General features: G+C 44.8%; 15 protein-coding genes. 12 read left to right on the forward strand and 3 right to left on the reverse strand.

What is annotated here, in order from left to right:
• Window positions 1–158, forward strand: a 158-nt coding sequence (locus B3182_RS09430) for a winged helix-turn-helix domain-containing protein (protein ID WP_349677932.1), incomplete at its 5' end; no start/stop codon positions are given.
• The gene (locus B3182_RS09435; RefSeq protein ID WP_292752557.1) at window positions 145–1,530 is read left to right on the forward strand and encodes an ATP-binding protein; all 1,386 of its coding nucleotides are present in this window, start codon (window positions 145–147) and stop codon (window positions 1,528–1,530) included. The genes B3182_RS09430 and B3182_RS09435, both read left to right, overlap by 14 nt.
• Window positions 1,531–1,561: 31 nt before the next feature.
• Here the strand turns inward: B3182_RS09435 and B3182_RS09440 are convergent, their stop codons facing one another.
• On the reverse strand, window positions 1,562–2,566 hold the full coding sequence (locus tag B3182_RS09440) for a metal-dependent hydrolase (RefSeq protein ID WP_292357487.1): 1,005 nt from the start codon (window positions 2,564–2,566) through the stop codon (window positions 1,562–1,564).
• Window positions 2,567–2,738: 172 nt separating this feature from the next.
• On the opposite strand from B3182_RS09440, the gene B3182_RS09445 reads away from it, so the two are divergent.
• The gene (locus tag B3182_RS09445; RefSeq protein ID WP_292357485.1) at window positions 2,739–4,331 is read left to right on the forward strand and encodes a tetratricopeptide repeat protein; all 1,593 of its coding nucleotides are present in this window, start codon (window positions 2,739–2,741) and stop codon (window positions 4,329–4,331) included.
• A 6-nt stretch (window positions 4,332–4,337) separates the two neighbouring features.
• On the opposite strand, the gene B3182_RS09450 is transcribed toward B3182_RS09445, so the two are convergent.
• Both B3182_RS09450 and bcp read right to left on the reverse strand, forming a co-directional pair.
• A complete protein-coding gene (locus tag B3182_RS09450) occupies window positions 4,338–6,482 on the reverse strand; it encodes a methyl-accepting chemotaxis protein (RefSeq protein ID WP_292357483.1) in 2,145 nt (714 codons plus the stop codon).
• A 220-nt stretch (window positions 6,483–6,702) separates the two neighbouring features.
• The gene (gene bcp / locus B3182_RS09455) at window positions 6,703–7,170 is read right to left on the reverse strand and encodes a thioredoxin-dependent thiol peroxidase (RefSeq protein WP_292357481.1); all 468 of its coding nucleotides are present in this window, start codon (window positions 7,168–7,170) and stop codon (window positions 6,703–6,705) included.
• A 118-nt stretch (window positions 7,171–7,288) separates the two neighbouring features.
• On the opposite strand from bcp, the gene dapA reads away from it, so the two are divergent.
• The 9 genes from dapA to B3182_RS09500 all read left to right on the forward strand — a co-directional run.
• Window positions 7,289–8,170 (forward strand): 4-hydroxy-tetrahydrodipicolinate synthase, encoded by an 882-nt coding sequence (gene dapA / locus B3182_RS09460; RefSeq protein ID WP_292357721.1) that lies wholly within the window; start codon window positions 7,289–7,291, stop codon window positions 8,168–8,170.
• Between the two features lie 18 nt (window positions 8,171–8,188).
• Window positions 8,189–9,223 carry an outer membrane protein assembly factor BamC gene (bamC, locus tag B3182_RS09465; protein ID WP_292357479.1) on the forward strand — a complete coding sequence of 345 codons (1,035 nt, stop codon included), beginning with the start codon at window positions 8,189–8,191 and terminating at the stop codon, window positions 9,221–9,223.
• The gene (locus tag B3182_RS09470; protein WP_292357477.1) at window positions 9,223–9,990 is read left to right on the forward strand and encodes an MBL fold metallo-hydrolase; all 768 of its coding nucleotides are present in this window, start codon (window positions 9,223–9,225) and stop codon (window positions 9,988–9,990) included. Before bamC ends, B3182_RS09470 begins: the two co-directional genes overlap by 1 nt.
• 11 nt (window positions 9,991–10,001) lie before the next feature.
• Complete coding sequence (purC, locus tag B3182_RS09475; protein ID WP_292357475.1) at window positions 10,002–10,712, forward strand: phosphoribosylaminoimidazolesuccinocarboxamide synthase; 711 nt, start codon at window positions 10,002–10,004, stop codon at window positions 10,710–10,712.
• Window positions 10,713–11,551: 839 nt separating this feature from the next.
• Window positions 11,552–12,832 (forward strand): PglL family O-oligosaccharyltransferase, encoded by a 1,281-nt coding sequence (locus tag B3182_RS09480; protein WP_292357473.1) that lies wholly within the window; start codon window positions 11,552–11,554, stop codon window positions 12,830–12,832.
• Between the two features lie 162 nt (window positions 12,833–12,994).
• Window positions 12,995–13,429, forward strand: coding sequence for a pilin (locus B3182_RS09485; protein ID WP_292357471.1), 435 nt, complete (start codon window positions 12,995–12,997; stop codon window positions 13,427–13,429).
• A 202-nt stretch (window positions 13,430–13,631) separates the two neighbouring features.
• Complete coding sequence (locus B3182_RS09490) at window positions 13,632–14,129, forward strand: ATP-dependent zinc protease (RefSeq protein ID WP_292357469.1); 498 nt, start codon at window positions 13,632–13,634, stop codon at window positions 14,127–14,129.
• Complete coding sequence (gene rimK / locus B3182_RS09495) at window positions 14,126–15,031, forward strand: 30S ribosomal protein S6--L-glutamate ligase (RefSeq protein ID WP_014706795.1); 906 nt, start codon at window positions 14,126–14,128, stop codon at window positions 15,029–15,031. Before B3182_RS09490 ends, rimK begins: the two co-directional genes overlap by 4 nt.
• Window positions 15,031–15,397, forward strand: a 367-nt coding sequence (locus B3182_RS09500; RefSeq protein WP_292752560.1) for a succinylglutamate desuccinylase/aspartoacylase family protein, incomplete at its 3' end; no start/stop codon positions are given. The genes rimK and B3182_RS09500, both read left to right, overlap by 1 nt.

A 15,397-nucleotide genomic window follows, 5' to 3' on the forward strand; every position in this document is an offset into this window, starting at 1 on the left:
CACAGTTGCAGGATCGTCTTTATGGCTGGGCCGAAGGCATTGAAAGTAATGCTGTAGCCGTACATATCCATAATTTACGTCGTAAACTGGGTGATGACTGGATTGAAACGGTTCGGGGCATGGGATATCGATTGGGAGCGCTCAATGAGCCCCGCTAAAGCCAAGGACTATTTACGCTGGCAGTTACTATGGCGGATTGGTATTGCAGTGCTGTTGATGTGGCTGCTATTGGCTCCGTGGTTGCTGATGAGTGTGCAAAAGGAAATGCAGAATACTCTGGATAACCGTCTTGCCGCTTCCGCCAAAATGCTGATGTCTTTAATGTCTCAATATGATTTGGATCCGCTGGTAAATGGCGGTCAACGCAATGCTTTATTTGATCCGGCTGAAAATCTTGATTTACCTGCGACACTTGCCTGCAAGGTAGCCAATGTCGCGGGAGATATTATCGCGGTATCCCATGATGCTCCTGAAAACGTACTGACCACTACGCAGCAAGGCTACCAAAATCGATTGCAGGATGGAGAGCCGTGGCGTGTGTTTAATCTATCTCAGGGGGGATTGACCATTACCACCGCTGAACGATTCGAAACCAGAGATACGTTGATGCGGTCGGTGGTGATCGCCGCTGGACTACCGTTTTTCCTCAGTCTGGCAGGCACTTTGGCCGTAGTCTGGTTTGGTATTTTGCATGGATTTAAACCATTGCATAGCTTGACTCAGAATATGGCCAGACGTAATACCGAAGATCTTACCTCGTTAGTCTGGGAGCAACGCCCGGCCGAAGTACGCCCGCTGGTGGATGAGATCAATCGACTGTTGCAACGCATGCAGCAGTCTTTGTTACGGGAACGCCGGTTTACCGGTGATGTGGCGCATGAATTACGTACGCCATTAGCTGGAATTAAAACCCAGCTGCAGGTCGCGAGACTGACGCAGGGAGGCAAGGCCATGCATGCCCTGGTGCAGGCAGAAAAGGCGACGGACAGGTTACAACGAACGCTGGATCAGCTTTTATTACTCGCCAGAGTAGAAGGCGATGGGCAATTAGCTGAAAGTACCCATTTACCAGTAGCTGAAATTAATAATATGGCATTGAGTGATGTTCAACATCTGGCAAGACAACACCAAGTGACATTGCGTTGTAATGATGGTGTGGATGAAAAGATCCATGCTTCGGCAATCTTATTATCGGCTGCTTTACGTAATTTGCTGGAAAACGCCATCCGTCATGCACCAGAGAATAGTGTAGTTACCCTGTCAGTTAATTTGGATAAACAGCAATTATGCTGGACGGTAGAAGATGAGGGCCCTGGCGTGTCGGAAAAATTGCTCACTGAGCTAACCCGACGCTTTGTCCATGGTCACCATAGTGATGGAAGCGGTCTGGGGCTGGCAATTGTTGATGCCATTGTCAGACGTTTTAAAGGTGAGCTTAATATCGAAAATGGCAACACCAACGGTTTGCGGGTCACCATCAGAATTCCACTGCCATCCAGTCTGGCTGAAGATGAAAAAAACCTAGGGTAAGCTGGAATCTCAATTGTTTTCCGAGTCACTGCTAATGCAGTGGACTTAGCTGTGGGTTCCATATACGTTGCCACACCCAATTTAAGCCTTCTTTTGCATTTCTCTGCATACCCAATTGTTGTGGTCCTACTGAAATAACATTGCCATCACGTATCTCTGCTAGTTTAAAACGAAAGAAATAATTGGGTTCCATGCCCATACGTAAATCTGTCGCAACAATCATATTGTCCTGTTGCTCAAGCTTGAAGTTGTCCTGAGTAAACCAGTTTATTCTTTTGATATAGGTTTGATCGGGCAGAAGTTTTTTCAGCTCCATGCCGCGCTCGAATTGGGTAAATGAAAATGCTGTGTCGCCGTCAAAAATCGAACGAAAACCTTCGTAATAAACCTCTTCATCAATCACCACTATCCGCCATAACAGGGTATTTAACGGTGCCGGAGTGATTTTAATATGCTGATAGTCAATCTGTTGTTTTTGTAATGCCTGTTCGGTTTGCTGTGTTATCCAGTATTGGGCTGCATAGCTCCAGCCAAGATAAGCCGTGCTGAAGATAAGACTACCGATCATGACAGCATGGCTCAGCCGTTTTCCGGCGGCCAGAAGTATTGCCAGGAAGCCTGCAGCGAGTGGCAGACTATAGAGCGGATCGATAATAAATATACTGCCAATCGACGCAGGTGGAGGCATAAAGGGCCAGAAAAGCTGCGTTCCATAAACGGTCATTGCATCCAGTCCACTATGGGTAATCCACACCAACCAGATCAACGCCAGCCATCGTCGAAAATCCACTCCCTGATCCAGTTTACTCATTAGCCAGGCTACTAACGGTGCAAGCAAACTGTGCACAATCCATGAATGGGTCCAGCTCCGGTGGAAAGTCATGGTGTCCAGGTCATTAGCATATTGGATGAATACATCAAGGTCCGGCAAGATACCGAAAGCAGCACCATACAAAACAGAAGCTCTGGGCGCTTTGCGTCCTGCAACGCTGTAAGCCACTGCACTGCCAAGTAACGCCTGCGTAATCGTATCCATGAATGTAATGACTCCTTATTGTGACTGTTAAGCAGACCTGAACAGCGGAATTATGGTTCGTTGATCAGCTTTAAATCTATCTTGATAAAAATTCTGGGAAGATATCTTGCGCTGATAGGAATTAGTCCTGTAAATTGCAGGAAATATCTCCTGCTTTATTGGAATCTCAGTTATGAAACACCCAATGCCAAGCCCAACGCCGGGACAGGCCGATTTACAACCTATTATTCAAGCCCTTAACACCGGGCAGGCAGGTTTTGCTGAATCGGCAGCAAAAAAACTGCTTAAATCTTATCCGCGTTCTTTTCCGGTATTAAATCTTTATGGCAATGCCTTGGCAGCGCAAAATAAATTTAAAGATGCGGTTAGTGTGTTTCGTAAAGCTACTGAAATTGACCCTAATGTACCCGAGATTTACTTCAACATGGGCATTTTATTGACCAACTTGAATCGTATTGATGAAGCGATTAACAGCTATAAAAAAGTACTGAGATTGAAACCCGAATTGACAGATGCCCTTTATAACCTGGGCTATGCATTGCAATCCCAAAACCGCTTTGAAGAGGCGGGTCAGTATTATCAAAAAGCCATTGAACAACAGCCGAATTTCCTGGAAGCCATTGCCAATCTTGGCGTTTGTCTGCAGGAACAGGGGCGGTTGGAAGAATCGGTAGCGATATATCAGCGTGCGTTAACAATTTCACAGGATGCCCAACTGTATTTTAATCTTGGTACAGCACTTAAAAATCAGGGAAAACTGGCTGATGCCATTGCTGTCTATAATCAGGCGCTGGAATTAAAACCAGACTATGCTGAAGTGCATAGTAATATCGGTGAAGTTTTGCGCGATCAGGGACGTTATGATGAATCAGTTGCTGCCTACAAACGCGCATTGGAGCTGGATCCCAGTTTACCTTTGGCAAATTACAGTCTGGCAGTCTATTTCTATGACAGTGGCGATTTGCCGCTGGCTTTACGCTATTTTCAACAATCGCAGTACGCGGATTGGCAAGAACGTTCTTTATATTGTCTGTATAAAACTGAGCGATTTGATGAATTCAAACAGGGCTTGGATCAACTGAAAAAAGCCCGCCATAGCTCGCCATTTCTGGCGACACTCGCAGGACATTACGCCGAAAACTTTGGCACGGTGAATGACTATAATTTCTGTAAAAATCCGTTGGATCTGGTTTGTCATGTGCAAGTGCCGGAATTAAAAGGCGATAGCGAACTGCTAAAACAACTACTGGCGGATATCGAACAGGCCGATATTGAAGAAAAAAGTCAGGGCCGTCTGCATCATGGTGTGCAGTCTGCAGGAAATTTGTTTAAACGCTCAGAGGCCAGCTTTCAGCAAATCGCCAAATTGGTAGCGCGTGCCATAGATGATTATCGCGAAAATCTAAAAGGTGAAAGCGGTATTTTCGCCAAAGGGTTCCCTAAGCAAACCGTGTTTGCCAGCTCCTGGTACGTCAAAATGAAAACCGGCGGGCATTTAACCTCCCATATTCATGAGGAAGGTTGGGTAAGCGGAGCATTGTACCTGGCAGTGCCCAAGCAAAAAACGCATCCTGATGAAGGTAGCATTGAGCTCAGCACTCATGGGGATGATTATCCCAAACAACATGACAACTTTCCCAGCAAAACCATCGCACCTGAGGTTGGGGATATTGTGATGTTTCCCTCATCGGTATTTCATCGTACGATTCCCTTCAACTCGGATGAGGAACGGATTTGCATTGCCTTTGATCTGAAACCAGCCTGAGCCAGTTCAACGTGGACTGACCTGAAATACACCCACTAATTGGGATAATGTTTGGGCTGTATTACGAACCATTGTCGAACGAGATTGCAAAGCACTGACCGCTGACTTTAATTGTTCAGCAGATACCCCTACTTGTCGGGCAGTATCGCCGTGTATATGGCTGTTGTTTGCCAATTGTTTGATGGTGGAGAACATCTGCTCGACCAGAATATGCAACTCACCATTATCGCTTGAAGCTTGTTCAGTCATTTTCAAACTTCTGTCGACGTTTTCTACTCCAGTTTCCATAAAGCGCATGGCTTCCTGAGTTTCCTGTTGCATGCCTTCTATCATGCGTTGAATTTCGTCGGCAGAATTCGCTGTGCGTGAGGCCAAATTGCGAACTTCATCGGCCACGACTGAAAAACCTCGGCCATGCTCGCCGGCCCGGGCCGCTTCAATAGCAGCATTTAATGCCAGCATATTGGTTTGATTAGTAATTTCAGTGATAACATTGATTATCTTGCCGATTTCAGAGGTTCGGTCATTCAGTGATCTGACTGAATTAGCCGTATTTTCAACGACGTTGCGTATCTCTTGAGTGCCTTTGCGGGCACTTTCAAATTGAACCCGAGCGTCTTCCACGACTCGGTCCATTTCAAGTTTCATGGTCTCGGCGGTTTGATTAGCCTGGCCGATATCCTCTATTTGCTCTTTCAACAGATCGAGCATTTTAGTTATCGCGTCGGTCACTTCTGCTGATACCTGATAGGCCTCACGGTTGGTATCTAACATGGATTTATTGGTTTGGTGTACGTCATGACTGGAAAAAATCACCTGTCCGACGATGCCATCCAGATTATCGATAAAACTGTTAATCCAGCGACCCATGTCGCCTGTTTCATCGGCCATCATTTTTTCATTATTCAAGCGTTGCCGGAGATTTCCCTCACCCTCAGCAATCTCCTGGATAACTCGTGTCATTTCATTCATTCGATCTGCAAGTCGTTTAGTACTGAATTTACGGATCAGTAATGCAATGATAATCATCATGCAAACGGATACCGTGTCGATAGCAAATTGAGGTAGCGTGGTGAAATAGTGTAAAGCACTGTTGACCCCCACCAAGGCTATCATGCCTGAGACAAAGCTTTTCAATAAGCTGACATTCACTGAACGGCGACGGTAAACCTCTTCCAGGTCGCCCTCACACATCATTCCCCAACGATCAGGAGAGCCTGTTAATTGAAAAGTCACACCTTTACCAATGACGGGAATATGCCGGTAATCTGAATAACCAGGATAAGTGACAAACAGGTTTTCGCCATTGCGAATAGTTTCGCGTACCCCCGGATGTAATTGGCCAGTCGCCGGATCGGTAAACCGAATTTCGAACTCGGTATGCCGATTAACTTTAACCACTCCCCAATGGGTGTTTATGCCGGACTTAAGATTTTCACCATGCGAGAAAGTGTTATCTTCAAACCGTGATCGGGACAGAGCAACGCCTTGCTGAATCATCGGGTCAAAACGTGATTCCACCATAAAAATATAGTTGTCCCCAGACTCTGGATAAACATGACCTGCTTCGCGTTGAATTAAATCACTTACTACGTCATTGGGTACACGGCCACATAACGCACCAACAACCTGATCGCCGTTTACTAACGGCAGATAAAACATCAAAGTTACTTCATCATGAAACTTTGAACTTGATGGTCCAATCTCGAGCGTTAACAGATCGGTATAGGGACCATGCAAAAAGGGCTGTTTCAGACCTTGTTCAACGGCGTTGTTATTCAGATCATGCTGGCCGATATGTGCTGAATAAGTCGATTGGATCACCCGACCGCTCTTTTCAATAATAAATATCTCGGAAAAATGTTTAGCAGAGTTCAGCCGTTGTTCAAGCAGAGAGCTATCCATATCACCGAGAGAACCGGGTAATTGCTCTGCGAGTAGCTTGAGCTGATTCCATTGGGAATGAGTCCATTGCTGTAGTAGTTTGACACGAGTTGCCGCAATTCCTTCGAATGTATGTTCAACTTCGGCATAGGTATCACGATTGAGATAACAGCTCCATCTCATGGCAAACTTTCCCGTTTGACCAAACCAGGGGAGCCAGCGTCGTTCAGCAACACTTAAATTCATCGACTGACTTTTTAAAGACATAGTAATTGATACCTTAGTTAGGAATACTCCAAAAGGGGTAGGCAATTTCTAAACCAGTCTGTGAAGTCGATTAAAAACAAGTGGTTAATCGTTAAAGAGAAAAAAATACCGCACTGGGTTGGTGCGGTAGGGGAGGCGCAGCGGGTTTTATTAGTGCACTTAAAAAGAGTAATGTAAATACCTGTTTTACAAGTCTATTATCTATGATTCTTGTTGGATGTTATAGGTTTTTGACGACGTCCAATACTTCATCAATATGTTGTTTGACTTTGACATTTCGCCATTCATTGATCAGCTTTCCTTCGGTATCGATAAGGAATGTACTGCGAACAATGCCCATGTATTCACGTCCATAATTTTTCTTCAGCTGCATCACGCCAAACAAGTTACAAACTGTTTCATCAGCATCTGAGAGTAAGTCAAAAGGAAATTGCTGTTTTTCTTTGAAGTTTTCATGAGCACGCACGCTGTCTCTGGAGATCCCGAATATCAGTGTGTTGTGAGCATTAAACGTCTCAATATGATCACGGAAATTCTGACCTTCCAATGTGCATCCTGGGGTGTTGTCTTTGGGGTAAAAATAGATAAGCACATTCTTGCCATGTAGGTCGGAAAGCCGGATGGTTTTATCGCCAGTGGAAGGCAATTCAAAATCCGGTACGGTTTGCTGTAAATTAACTGTAGTCATTAAACGTTCTCCATTAGTGATTATTTTGCTGGCAGTACCTTACCCAAAGCAGTCCGGTCTTGTCATCTACTGGCTGGCAAAGTACCATGCCAGTTTATTTTCGCGGAGTCTGATGAATATGTTCAGCGGCAGTATGGTAGCTCTGGTAACACCCATGCGGGCGGATGGCTCGTTAGACGGTGAAAGCCTGCGCAAGCTCGTTGATTTTCATATTCAAAATGGCACCAGTGCGATTGTGGCTGTCGGTACTACTGGTGAGTCCGCTACATTAAGCATTGATGAGCATACAGATGTAATTCGTCAGGTGGTGGAGCAGGCTGCGGGTCGCATTCCCGTCATTGCCGGTACCGGTGCCAACTCTACCGAAGAAGCCATTGAACTGTCCCATTACGCTAAACAATTAGGTGTTGCGGCCGTTCTGTTGGTCACACCTTATTACAACCGACCGACTCAGGAAGGTTTGTATCTGCATTTTAAAGCGATTGCTGAAGCGGTGGATATTCCGCAAATCCTCTATAACGTTCCCAGCCGCACAGCGTGTGACTTATTACCGGAAACCGTTGGTCGTCTGGCCAAAATCGGCAATATTATCGGTATTAAAGAAGCGACCGGAGATGTACGAAGAGTGTCGTTAATTAAGGAACTGTGTGACGATAATTTCGAACTTTATACCGGCGAAGATGCCAATACCGTTGATTTTATTCTGGCGGGTGGTCGTGGGGTCATTTCAGTGACTGCGAATGTGGCACCTGCCTTAATGAGCCAGATGTGTGAATCTGCTTTGAAGGGTGATGCTGATAATGCCCGTGAAATAAACGATAAATTATCTTTACTGCATCAGCGGTTATTTTCTGAATCCAATCCTATTCCGGTTAAATGGGCTCTCCATGAAATGGGTCTGATACCGGAAGGGATACGTTTACCAATGACAGTTTTGTCTGAACAATTTCATCAACCGGTTCGTGAGGCGCTGGTCACTGCCGGTGTTCTGAATCCCTAAGTGAGTGAATGTAATTAAATGAACACAAATCGTTTTAAGTTGAAAGCCTGTGGAGTGCTGGTCGCAGTAAGCGTTTCAGGTTGTGGGTTAATGCCATCACTGGATGAGGTTGCTCCTGATAATACCCAAAAGTATCGTAAAGCAGAAACAATGCCACCGTTGGACATTCCACCTGACTTGAGCACATCACGAATCAACGATCAAATCGCTGGCAATCAGCAAAGCTCAGCAACGTATTCCGAATATGAAGAAGCCAGCACCAATCCATTAGCAGCGCGTTATAACATCACTCCAGAATCCAAACCTGCTTTATCGGGCGAGGGGGATGATCGGCATCTGGTCGTTCCGGGAGACCGTGAAGAAACCTGGCAACGTATTGAAGCTTTCTGGGCGGATATCAATATGAATATTCACCGTAAAGATCAGCGTATTGGTCTGATGGATACTCAGCCGGACGTTGATGGCTATGCCTATCGTGTTCGTATGGAGCGCGGAGATGTAAATCGTTCGGCTCGAGTTTATGTGAATGGTGTAGATGATACCAATCGCAACAATCAGAAAGATGAAGCGATGCTGCGTCAGTTGGCTGAATATCTAGGTGGCTTATACCAACAGGATAAAGCACGTGCTGAGGCCTCTTTGCCAAGCTCAGCAGCACAACAAACTGAAGCGCGTGTCATTTTGCTGGATGAAGCCGAAGGTCAACAGGCTTTATTGGTGGAGCAGGAATTCACTACCGTTTGGGATCGTGTCGGTCGGGTATTGGATAGCCGTGGTTTTGCTGTTGAAGATCGTGACCGTTCACGTGGTACATATTACGTGCGCTACCTGGATCCATTTAACGAAGCTGAGAGAGAAGAGCCTGGCTTCTTTGGTCGTATGGCTTTCTGGAAAGATGACGATGAGGTGGCGCCTGAAGAGTACTACTACATCAAACTTATTTCAGATGCGTCAGATACCCGTATAACCGTACTGGATTCTGAACAGGTTCGTACTTCTTCAGAAACAGCGAAACGTTTACTGGGTCTGATTCAGGAACAATTGACTCAATAATGCGCTTTGCATCACTTGGCAGCGGTAGCCGGGGCAATGCAACACTGATTTCACAGGGAAAAACCACAATTCTGGTGGATTGTGGTTTTTCTGCTCGTGAAACTGAAAAACGTTTGCGGCGTGTTGGTCTGACGTCTTCGGACCTCACCGCTATTCTGGTGACGCACGAGCATGCCGATCATATCGGTGGCGTGCGAGTGCTATCACAGAAATTCAATATTCCGGTTTATGCTACACCCGGCACGGCAGCAGGTTTACCTGTTGATGTGATGCCGCATATTCACGAGTTTAGCTGTCATGAGCGATTCAATGTTAATGATATTGAAGTCTCACCGTTTCCGGTGCCACACGATGCGCGTGAACCCAGTCAGTTTGTGTTCCACAACGGTGATTTCCGCTTAGGCTTGTTAACCGATGTTGGTTTTATCACACCGGTGATCGAGTCAGCTTTGACGTTGTGTGATGGGCTGATGCTGGAAGCGAATCATGATATGGCAATGCTGGATCAGGGGGAATACCCGGAATATTTAAAACAGCGGGTCGGTGGACGTTTTGGTCATTTAAATAACGTGCAATCTGCCGAATTACTTGCGAAAATTGACACCACACGCTTGCAACACATTGTTGCTATGCATATCAGCGAAAAAAATAATTCTCCGACCTTGGTGAGTCCTTTATTTGCTGATGCACTGAACTGCACACCAGACTGGATTGGCATCGCTGAACAAGATGCCGGATTTGACTGGCGCGAACTTAAAAAAGCCTAAGAGAAAACACCATGCAAAAATTACAGCAACTTTATGCCGGTAAAGCCAAAAGCGTCTTTGCTACAGAAGACCAGGATTATGTTGTGCTCAGTTTTCGGGACGATACATCGGCATTTGATGGTGAACGTATCGAACAATTAAGCCGTAAAGGTGAGATTAATAACAAGTTTAATGCATTTATCATGGAGCAATTGGCCAACGCGGGTATTCCGACGCATTTTGAAAAACTGCTCAGTGCCAATGAAGCGCTGGTCAAAAACATGAAAATGATCCCGGTGGAATGTGTGGTGCGTAATGTGGCTTCAGGCAGTCTGGTCCGCCGGCTTGGCGTGGAAGATGGAATGGAGCTTAACCCGCCGGTATTTGAGTTTTTCCTGAAAAATGATGCTTTACATGACCCAATGGTTAATGAATACCATATCGCCACTTTTGGCTGGGCTACCGATGAACAGGTCCAACGCATGAAAGCGTTGACCTTTGAAGTCAATCAGGTGTTGAAAAAACTGTTTGCCGATGCCGGGATGATTCTGGTGGATTACAAACTGGAATTTGGTGTGTTCAAAGACGAAGTCTATCTCGGTGATGAGTTCAGCCCGGATGGATGCCGTTTATGGGATGCTGAAACCCGTAAAAAACTCGATAAAGACCGCTTCCGTCAGGGATTGGGTGGTGTTATCGAGGCCTACGAAGAAGTTGCTCAACGGATTGGTGTGCCTTTGTAGTTGATATAACCACAGAGGGACAGAGGTTTAAAAATATATCCGCAGATTTCGCAGATGGGCGCAGATATTTAGAGAAAAATTTTAATTTAAGCCTTTGAACAAAAGACCAAGCCCTGTAAATCAAAACCGGGTTGAATAGTTATTTTCCGTAGGTTGGCGCTGAGTCTGCGAAGCCCAACATCTTGTTTATGTCGGGTTACGCTGCGATAACCCGACCTACATTATTTTTAATCTCTGTGCTCTCTGTGTCTCTGTGGTTTGTATTCTTTTAAGCTGCACACATCTGCGTAATCTGTGGATAAAAATACAGCTGATATGAAATAGTCGTTGTTTCTATCCAACACGCCTTGCCACTCGATCAATCAGCCGACATAATCCTTTTTTGTTTATTCGCCAGAACAGGGAAGCTTATGTCGCGCACTCTCTCAAAATACCCGTTATTGCCACAGCAGCCAATTGAATGGTTATTGGCATTACTCTACCTGGTATCTCCCTTTTATCTGGCCTCCAGTCTCGGTGGCACTGGATTTGATCTACCATTTAATATCACCGTCTGGGCGGCCGCTACGTTAGTTATTGCTTATTCAGTCTGGTATTTCTGTGGGCAGGATAAGCTGATTCTTCCAGCAAATTACAAAGGCCTGCTGGCATTACCAGTCGGGATCCTTCTGGCCGCTGCCCTAGCTGGGGTAAAAGACCCAATCACATGGTTATTTCGCATTACATATGTCATGGCGGGTGTGATTTTTCTATTCGGGTTATTTCAATTTCGACTTAAAAACACTGACAAACTTTTACTTTTGCTCGCGGTTGCGACATTCCTTCATAGTCTCTTTGGCATGATTCAACTTTTCCAGCCGCCAATTTTGGTGGACTGGATTCCGAAAACTAACACGCAAATAGCTACTGGAGTATTCCAGCAGGTAAATGTGATGGCGAGTTTTTTGGTGACTGGCATATTGATTTGTATTTATTTGTGTTTACGACCAATTTCCTATAAGCGGATTTATCTGAAAATTTTTTTATTGCTGACCATCGGTGTGGCTACGTGTGTAATGGTGTCGACTGGCTCAAGAATTGGACTTCTATCTGGAATATTCGGCTTATTGATGCTGCTGATTGGTTATCGAAATCAAGTCAGAAAAAATTGGAAAACGATTCTATCTATTCTGTTATTGATCATAGCTGCAAGCTGGTTAGCCAAAGAAGGCTTACATAAAACCTTGGATAAATCCTATCGATTGGTTGAAGCGCAATATTCTGATCAGCGTTTAAGTATTTATCGCATTTCTCTTAATGCTTTTTCTGAAGCTCCAATAAGTGGTCATGGCATCGGCAGTTTTCTTGAACAGTTTGGTTTAGCTTCATCAGAGTTTTACAAAAAGCATCCAAATGCAGATATGCCAACTTATATTGGGCATCCCCATAATGAGCTTTTGCAGTGGGCAATTGAAGGGGGCTTGCTGGCATTGGGAGGGATTGTAATTGCTGTAATCAGTGTACTTTGGTTTGCAATTAAATATAGGCAACAAAGGTTATTAGCCAATTTGGCCTTATTACTCCCGATTACCTTTCATACACAGGTAGAGCACCCTTTTTATATTTCATCATTTCACTGGTTTATTTGGTTAACGTTGCTTTTTGTATTACTTAATCATCACTTAGTCATTAGACAAAATTTGATCAGCTTGATGGCAAAAAAATCACTTCGTAGTTTGGTGGTTATTCTGCTTACAGTAACTTTGCTTTTTTTATGGCAAACATCACAAGCCCAACAACAAATGTATCAATTCATAAGACAATCGCAGCAAGCGCCTCAATTGGATAGCGCGTTAAATAATCTGTATTACAAAACGTATGCAGAGCAAATCGTCATGCGAACTCACTTACATGATGCAATCGGAAGAAATGACGCTGATAAATTGGTTCAGGTAGTGAATTGGTTCGAATCAGAACTGATTAAAAAACCTGAATTGAAAGTGTTTGAAGATATTATTAATGGCTATTTTGCTTTAGCACAGTCTGAACAACGCTGTCAGACGATCGGTAAAAGTCTGCAATATTACCCAGCAAATAAAGTTTTACAGAATCTTCAACAAGATTGTTTAGCCATAAACTGACAAAAAATGTCACTAGTTGACGTAGGTTGACCTTTGTTAAACTTAAAAAGTAATGCACATATAGATAAGTTATTAATTTTAAAGTGAAATTTAAGTTGGCATAGAGGGTGCGTTATTAATTCCGAGCACAAAGCTTGTCGTCTATATAATGGAGATTGAAAGATGAAAAAAACACAACAAGGTTTTACATTAATTGAGTTAATGATCGTTATCGCGATAATCGGTATTTTGGCGGCAATCGCTTTGCCTGCATACCAAACTTATACAGATAAAGCTAGATATACAGAAATTGTTATGGCTGCAACTAGCGTTAAATCTGCTGTTGAAGTATGTGCACAAGTAGAAGGTGGTTTTTCAAATTGTACCGCAGGATCCAATGGCGTACCTAATGATGTAACAACATCTCCATCTATTGCTAACACTATTAACTGGGCTGTTGCAAGTAATACATCTGGAACTATCACGGTAACTCCTGATGCTAACGCACCGGGAAATATCTCCGCTGCAGATACTTACATTATGACTGGTACATATGATACAAACTCTGGTGTTGTCACATGGGCTGGTGCATGTGCTAATAATCCTGCACTTTGCTAGTTTTTAGCTAACATAAAAAAAGCCCCGATTCATCGGGGCTTTTTTTTGTATCTGACTTATTAATTATCCTCTAGTAAATCTTTTCAACTCAACTGATCGCTAGGATTTAATTCTTTTTTAAACATTAATATCCAAAATCCTTTTTGACACTCACCAATAAATTGCTTTCAATTGCCCCATAAATTCTTAATTGGGGAATCCCGTGGAAAATCATCCAAAAATAATAACCGTTGGCTGGCGAGAGTGGTTGAGCTTGCCTGAGTTGGGTATTCAACAAATCAAAGCCAAGGTGGATACTGGTGCTCGAACTTCCGCGATTCATGCCTTTTCGGTTGAGCCGATTGATAAGAACGGTGAGCTTTGGGTAAGATTCGGGGTGCATCCCAATCAACACGATACTGAGACGGAAATCTGGTGCGAAGCGCGAGTTAAGGACGAGCGAAACGTTACTGACTCAGGTGGTCACACAGAAAAACGTTATGTAATTGAGACGCCACTGAGCGTTGGCGGTCATAGCTGGCCGATTGAAATTACCCTGACCAATCGCGATACCATGTTGTTTCGAATGTTACTGGGACGTACTGCCATGACGACTGGTAATATATTGGTTAATCCGGCATTGTCCTATCAAGCAAGCCCCGCATTCCACGACACTACCCAAGCGCCAAGAGATGAAGCGCTTGATGGAGAATCTGCATGAAAATAGCCATTTTGTCCCGTAATTCGAAGCTGTATTCCACTCGCCGATTGGTTGAGGCAGCGGAGGCACGAGGTCACGAAGTGGATGTGCTGGATGTGCTGCGTTGTTATATGAATATCACTTCGATGAAACCGGAAGTCCATTACAAGGGCGAGAATCTGACCGGTTATGATGCGGTGATTCCTCGGATCGGGGCTTCGGTGACCTTTTACGGAACTGCTGTACTGCGCCAGTTTGAAATGATGAACGTGTATCCGCTGAATGAATCAGTCGCTATCAGCCGTTCACGCGATAAACTTCGCGCTCTGCAGTTATTATCCCGCCGCGGAATTGGTCTACCAGTAACGGGCTTTGCACATCGTCCGGATGATGTTGATGATTTAATCAAGATGGTCGGTGGTGCGCCGCTGGTGATTAAATTATTGGAAGGTACCCAGGGCATCGGTGTGGTATTGGCAGAGACTGCTGGGGCCGCTGAGAGTGTTATCGAAGCCTTTATGGGTATGAAAGCCAATATCTTGGTACAAGAATTTATCAAAGAAGCCGGTGGTGCGGATATTCGCTGTTTTGTGGTCGGAGAGAAAGTGGTTGCCGCAATGAAACGCCAGGGTAAAGAGGGCGAGTTCCGATCTAACCTGCATCGTGGGGGCAGTGCCAATTTAATCCGCATTACACCGGCAGAGCGTGCTACCGCTGTCAGGGCAGCCAAAACGATGGGGCTGAATGTGTGTGGTGTGGATTTATTGCGTTCGAACCATGGACCAGTCGTGATGGAGGTTAATTCGTCGCCAGGGCTTGAAGGTATCGAATCAGCAACCGGTAAGGATATTGCCAGTTTGATTATTGATTTTATTGAAAAGAACTCTGTTTCAGGAACCACTAAAACCAAAGGCCGTGGTTGATGCCTGACGAGTTAATTATTGCCGGGCAAAAAATTGGCCCCGGACAAAATAAAGTAGTTGATGTAGCTCTACCGGATTTGTATATGCATACCTCCTTGAGTATGCCGGTGCAGGTGATGCGTGGACGACGTGACGGGCCTGTTTTATTTGTGTCCGGCGCGGTACATGGAGATGAAATCGTCGGTGTGGAAATAATTCGTCGGCTGGTTCGAAGTAAACGGCTTAAAAGCCTTAAAGGGACGTTGATAACCATCCCGGTGGTTAACGTATATGGTTTTATCAATCAAACACGTTATTTGCCAGACCGCCGAGATTTAAACCGCTGTTTCCCCGGTTCTGAAGAGGGTTCTCTGGCGGCGCGCCTCG

Source organism: Methylophaga sp. UBA4204, from assembly GCF_002379485.1.
Classification (GTDB): Bacteria; Pseudomonadota; Gammaproteobacteria; order Nitrosococcales; family Methylophagaceae; genus Methylophaga.

Coding starts and splice junctions, on each gene's coding strand:
- B3182_RS09435 (WP_292752557.1), top strand. CDS start 145: ATGAGCCCCGCTAAAGCCAAGGACTATTTACGCTGGCAGTTACTATGG.
- B3182_RS09440 (WP_292357487.1), bottom strand. CDS start 2,566: ATGGATACGATTACGCAGGCGTTACTTGGCAGTGCAGTGGCTTACAGC.
- B3182_RS09445 (WP_292357485.1), top strand. CDS start 2,739: ATGAAACACCCAATGCCAAGCCCAACGCCGGGACAGGCCGATTTACAA.
- B3182_RS09450 (WP_292357483.1), bottom strand. CDS start 6,482: ATGTCTTTAAAAAGTCAGTCGATGAATTTAAGTGTTGCTGAACGACGC.
- bcp (WP_292357481.1), bottom strand. CDS start 7,170: ATGACTACAGTTAATTTACAGCAAACCGTACCGGATTTTGAATTGCCT.
- dapA (WP_292357721.1), top strand. CDS start 7,289: ATGTTCAGCGGCAGTATGGTAGCTCTGGTAACACCCATGCGGGCGGAT.
- bamC (WP_292357479.1), top strand. CDS start 8,189: ATGAACACAAATCGTTTTAAGTTGAAAGCCTGTGGAGTGCTGGTCGCA.
- B3182_RS09470 (WP_292357477.1), top strand. CDS start 9,223: ATGCGCTTTGCATCACTTGGCAGCGGTAGCCGGGGCAATGCAACACTG.
- purC (WP_292357475.1), top strand. CDS start 10,002: ATGCAAAAATTACAGCAACTTTATGCCGGTAAAGCCAAAAGCGTCTTT.
- B3182_RS09480 (WP_292357473.1), top strand. CDS start 11,552: ATGATTCAACTTTTCCAGCCGCCAATTTTGGTGGACTGGATTCCGAAA.
- B3182_RS09485 (WP_292357471.1), top strand. CDS start 12,995: ATGAAAAAAACACAACAAGGTTTTACATTAATTGAGTTAATGATCGTT.
- rimK (WP_014706795.1), top strand. CDS start 14,126: ATGAAAATAGCCATTTTGTCCCGTAATTCGAAGCTGTATTCCACTCGC.